Here is a 3,630-nt window from a genome sequence, read left to right as displayed (position 1 = left end):
TCACTGGTTCGATCCCAGTATCGCCCACAGCCGAATGGCCTGGTCAGAGGCTCTTTTCAGAGCTTCCGGCCAGGCCGTTCGTCGTGTCGGTGAGTGACTATTGAGTGACTACCGTTTGAGGTGTCCGCGGCGGTCGGGGCGAGGCTCTTGGAGTCTGAGTGGGCAGGCTGCGCGGCAGCCGCGACGAGGTGGTCGGTCCCGACGAGGCGGTGGCCCCTCGGTTCGACGGCTGGCAGGGACGCGACCGGGCACCTCCGACGCCACCGCGCTCATCGGGCAGCCCGATCCCCTCCAACGTTGCCTTCAGCAGTCCGGTCCGTCGCGCCCGGGGTGGCCAGCCAGGCGAGGAACCGAGCCGTATCTCGCTCCACGTCCTGATCGGCGCCGTGACGCCGGTCGCGGCTCCGACCGCCGGTGTCGTCGCGACTGGCGGTCACGGCGGTGATGGCTCGCCTCCGACCACGCCGACAAGCAGGCCGCTGTCGACGCCGCCCTGGCGAAGCTCGACGACCCCATCGCCGCCTCGAGGCGCTCGACGCAGACAACTCCAACCCGGTTCCGGACCCCGCGCCCGCCGACCTGCTCGTAGACCCGTCTGCCTGACCCCGCGCCTGCTGCAGTCCCGCTTCGGCTCCTCAGAGGCGGGACGGCAGCTACCTGTGGCATGGATGTGCGGCGGTGACGTTGAGCTTGTCGGCGCGCCGCGACAGCGAACGCGCTTCGCGCAGCATCGCCGTGACCGCCTTCGTGGAAGGAGGCCCAGGCCGCCGGCTCCGTATGCTCGGGGTTCGGGTCGAGCCGCTCACCGCGGCCGACGCGGTCACCGCCGCCCGGCTCTGGGACCGCGGCTGCCCCGCGGGCCTGTCCCTCGGGGACCGGTGCTGCCTGGCCCTCGCCGAGCGCGTGGGCTGTGCCGCGGTCACCGCCGACACCGCCTGGGCCCAGCTCCCCCTCGACGGTCTCGCCCTGACCGTCCGACTCATCCGCTGACCAGCCTCGTCATGGTCGAGGCCCGAACCGGAGCTCGGCGGTCGTGACTAGGCATGACGGCGCTGTTGGCCTGTTCCAGAGCGCTCAGGGGCGCACGCGAATGACGGTCTTGCCCTTGCGCCGCTCGGTCGGGTTAAGCGCGGGGACGGCGTCGTCGAGGGTCGCGACGGTTCCGATGTGCGTGCGAAGGCGCCCGTCCCGGACCCGGTCAACGATCTCCACCAGCTGATTCGGAACGGACTCGACGACGAAGTCAATCGCGAGGCCGTCGACAGGGCGAGCCTCAGCAGGCCCGACCACCGACACCAGCGTCCCGCCAGGCCGGATGATGCTCGCCGAGCGCCTTTGGATGTCACCGCCGATGACATCGAAGACTAGGTCGACCCCGCCGATGTCGTCGAGATCCTCGTGGTCGAGGTCGAGGAACTCGTTCGCGCCGAAGTCGAGCGCCGCCTGGCGGTCCACCGCCCGCCCGGTACCGATGACGTAGGCGCCGAACTCCCGGGCGAGCTGCGTCACCACGGACCCGACCGCGCCGGCGGCGCCGTGTGCGAGGACGCTCTGCCCGGTCTGAAGACGACCGTGCTGGAACAGGCCCTGCCACGCGGTCAGGCCGGAGATCGGCAGGCTCGCACCCACCGTGAAGTCGACATTCCCCGGCAGCGGCGCAAGGTTGCGTGCCTCCACGGCCGCGTACTCGGCCAGGGTTCCATCGCGGTGCCAGTCCGTGATCCCGAACACCCGCTGTCCCAGCGAGAGTCCCGTTGTGCCGTAGCCGAGGGAGGAGACCACTCCGGCGAACTCGTGGCCAATGATCGCCTGGGCTCGATCGTGACCGGAGCGATCGACCCACGTCGAGGGCCACTCCCACTCTGCAGGGACGAAGCCCGACGCATGGACTTCAACGACGACGTCGTTGATCGCCGGCGTCGGTTCAGGCCGCTCCGTGAGTGTGATCCCGGCTGCTTCCGCGGACTGATCCGTCGCGATGATTGCCTTCATTGGTGCCTCCGTATGTCTCGTGCTCGCCGGCGCGCGAACGGCGAATCCGTTGAGGACTGAAGTGGCCCCTGTCAGCTGGACACCTCGGTCTGTGTCGTGAGCTGCTGTTCGTAGACGGCGGGCTGAGGTTGCCCAGCCGGGAGTGTCGGCGCAAGGGGTTGTAGAAGCCTTAATGGCAACCGAGCGGACGCTCTTATCAGCAGTCGGCCTTCGAGCCGGGTTATCGAGAGCGGCGCCCCTCCCTGGCGGTGTCGCTGTCGCGCAGATGCCGGTAGAAGCCGTCGGGCTTGACCCGGGTGATCGAGAGGAGCATGACGCTCGGTGGCGGCACCGCACCGCGAGGATGGTGCTGTTCATGATCGTAGGGTCGAGCCCGATGTCATCGACAGACTTCGAGTCTTGATTCGAGCTGGGGCGCCTGCCGCTCCGCGGGGCGGGACGGCTTGTGAGATGTCGTGCCCAGAGCACTGAGCATTAGGGCGCCGGTGCCGCGCAGCCGACCGAGACGAGAGGACTCTGCATGGCAGCGGTGAGCTGTGGGATCGATTGGGCGCAAGACCACCACGACGTCGCCGTCGTCGACGAGCACGGCGCCGTGATCTGCGCCGAGCGGATCGGCAACGACACGCGGGTCTGGCCCGGCTTTTGGAGATCCTCCGTGAGCAGGACCCGGCTCAGCAGCGACTGGAGGTAGCCATCGAGACCAGCCGCGGGCTGCTGGTGGCCGGTCTTCGTGCCGCGGGCCGGACGTTATTCGCGATCGACCCGCTCGCGGTGTCGCGCTATCGAGATCGCTACCGATCTTCGCGAGGGAAGTCCGACGCCTTCGACGCGATGGTCCTGGCGAACATCCTGCGCACCGATCGCGACGCCCACCGTCCGCTGCCTGATGACGGTGAACAGGTCCGTGCTTTGCAGGTGCTCTGCCGCGCCCAGCAGGACGCGGTCTGGGACAAGATCACGATCACCAACCGGATCCGCTCCCTGCTCAAGGCCTACTTCCCCGCGGCTGTCGCCGCGTTCGAACGAGGCGGGAAACACCGCCTGGAGTCGGCGAGCTGCCGCACGATCCTCGCCGCGGCCCCCACGCCGCACGAGGCCGCGCGCTGACCGAGCGACGCCTCGCCATCCTGCTGCGCAAGGCCGGGCGCCAGCGCGGCATCGACGCGGAGGCCACCCGCCTGCACGGCTATTTCGACACCGAGCAGATGCGCCGGCCCGCATCCGTCGAGCAGGTGATGGGAGTGGCGCTGCGCGGCCTGGTCCGCCAACTCGAGGCGATCTGCGAAGCCCTTACCGAGCTCGAGAGCCTCATCGACGCTGCGTTCCTCGCTCATCCCGACGGAAGGATCATCAGAAGCGTGCCCGGGCTCGGTGTCGCTCTCGGCGCCCGACTTCTCGGCGAGATCGGCCACGACCACACCCGGTTCGCCGACGGCCGAGCCCTGAAGGCGTTCGCCGGCGCCGCCCCTGTCACCCGGGCATCAGGCCGCTCGACGTTCGTACAGCCCGGGAGGGCATGAACCAGTTGCGTGCTTGGCTGTGCTGACATCGGCGGGCGCCGGGCGTCGGCCGTCCCGCGCACGACCGGTGGATAGAGCGTGACCGGTCGCCGGGCCGGACGCTCATGCACCGCTC

Annotated in this window: 4 protein-coding genes; 3 read left to right on the top strand and 1 reads right to left on the bottom strand. The window is 69.3% G+C overall.

What is annotated here, in order from left to right; genetic code table 11:
• Positions 1-777 precede the first annotated feature (777 nt).
• The gene (locus JWR81_RS30210; RefSeq protein WP_297660663.1) at positions 778-990 is read left to right on the top strand and encodes a PIN domain-containing protein; all 213 of its coding nucleotides are present in this window, start codon (positions 778-780) and stop codon (positions 988-990) included.
• A gap of 84 nt (positions 991-1,074) precedes the next feature.
• Here JWR81_RS30210 and JWR81_RS30205 read toward each other — a convergent pair whose 3' ends face one another.
• The gene (locus tag JWR81_RS30205; protein WP_297660660.1) at positions 1,075-1,992 is read right to left on the bottom strand and encodes an NADP-dependent oxidoreductase; all 918 of its coding nucleotides are present in this window, start codon (positions 1,990-1,992) and stop codon (positions 1,075-1,077) included.
• A gap of 546 nt (positions 1,993-2,538) precedes the next feature.
• Here JWR81_RS30205 and JWR81_RS30200 point away from each other — a divergent pair.
• On the top strand, positions 2,539-3,102 hold the full coding sequence (locus tag JWR81_RS30200; RefSeq protein WP_297660657.1) for a transposase: 564 nt from the start codon (positions 2,539-2,541) through the stop codon (positions 3,100-3,102).
• Positions 3,103-3,236: 134 nt separating this feature from the next.
• The gene (locus JWR81_RS30195; protein WP_297660654.1) at positions 3,237-3,515 is read left to right on the top strand and encodes a transposase; all 279 of its coding nucleotides are present in this window, start codon (positions 3,237-3,239) and stop codon (positions 3,513-3,515) included.
• The last annotated feature ends 115 nt before the right edge of the window (positions 3,516-3,630 follow it).

The organism is Pseudonocardia sp., assembly GCF_025965585.1.
Taxonomy (GTDB): domain Bacteria; phylum Actinomycetota; class Actinomycetes; order Mycobacteriales; family Pseudonocardiaceae; genus Pseudonocardia.
Note: the sequence above shows the minus strand (reverse complement) of the source record. Positions and strands in the feature narration are given on the sequence as shown.

Coding starts and splice junctions, on each gene's coding strand:
- JWR81_RS30210 (WP_297660663.1), top strand. CDS start 778: ATGCTCGGGGTTCGGGTCGAGCCGCTCACCGCGGCCGACGCGGTCACC.
- JWR81_RS30205 (WP_297660660.1), bottom strand. CDS start 1,992: ATGAAGGCAATCATCGCGACGGATCAGTCCGCGGAAGCAGCCGGGATC.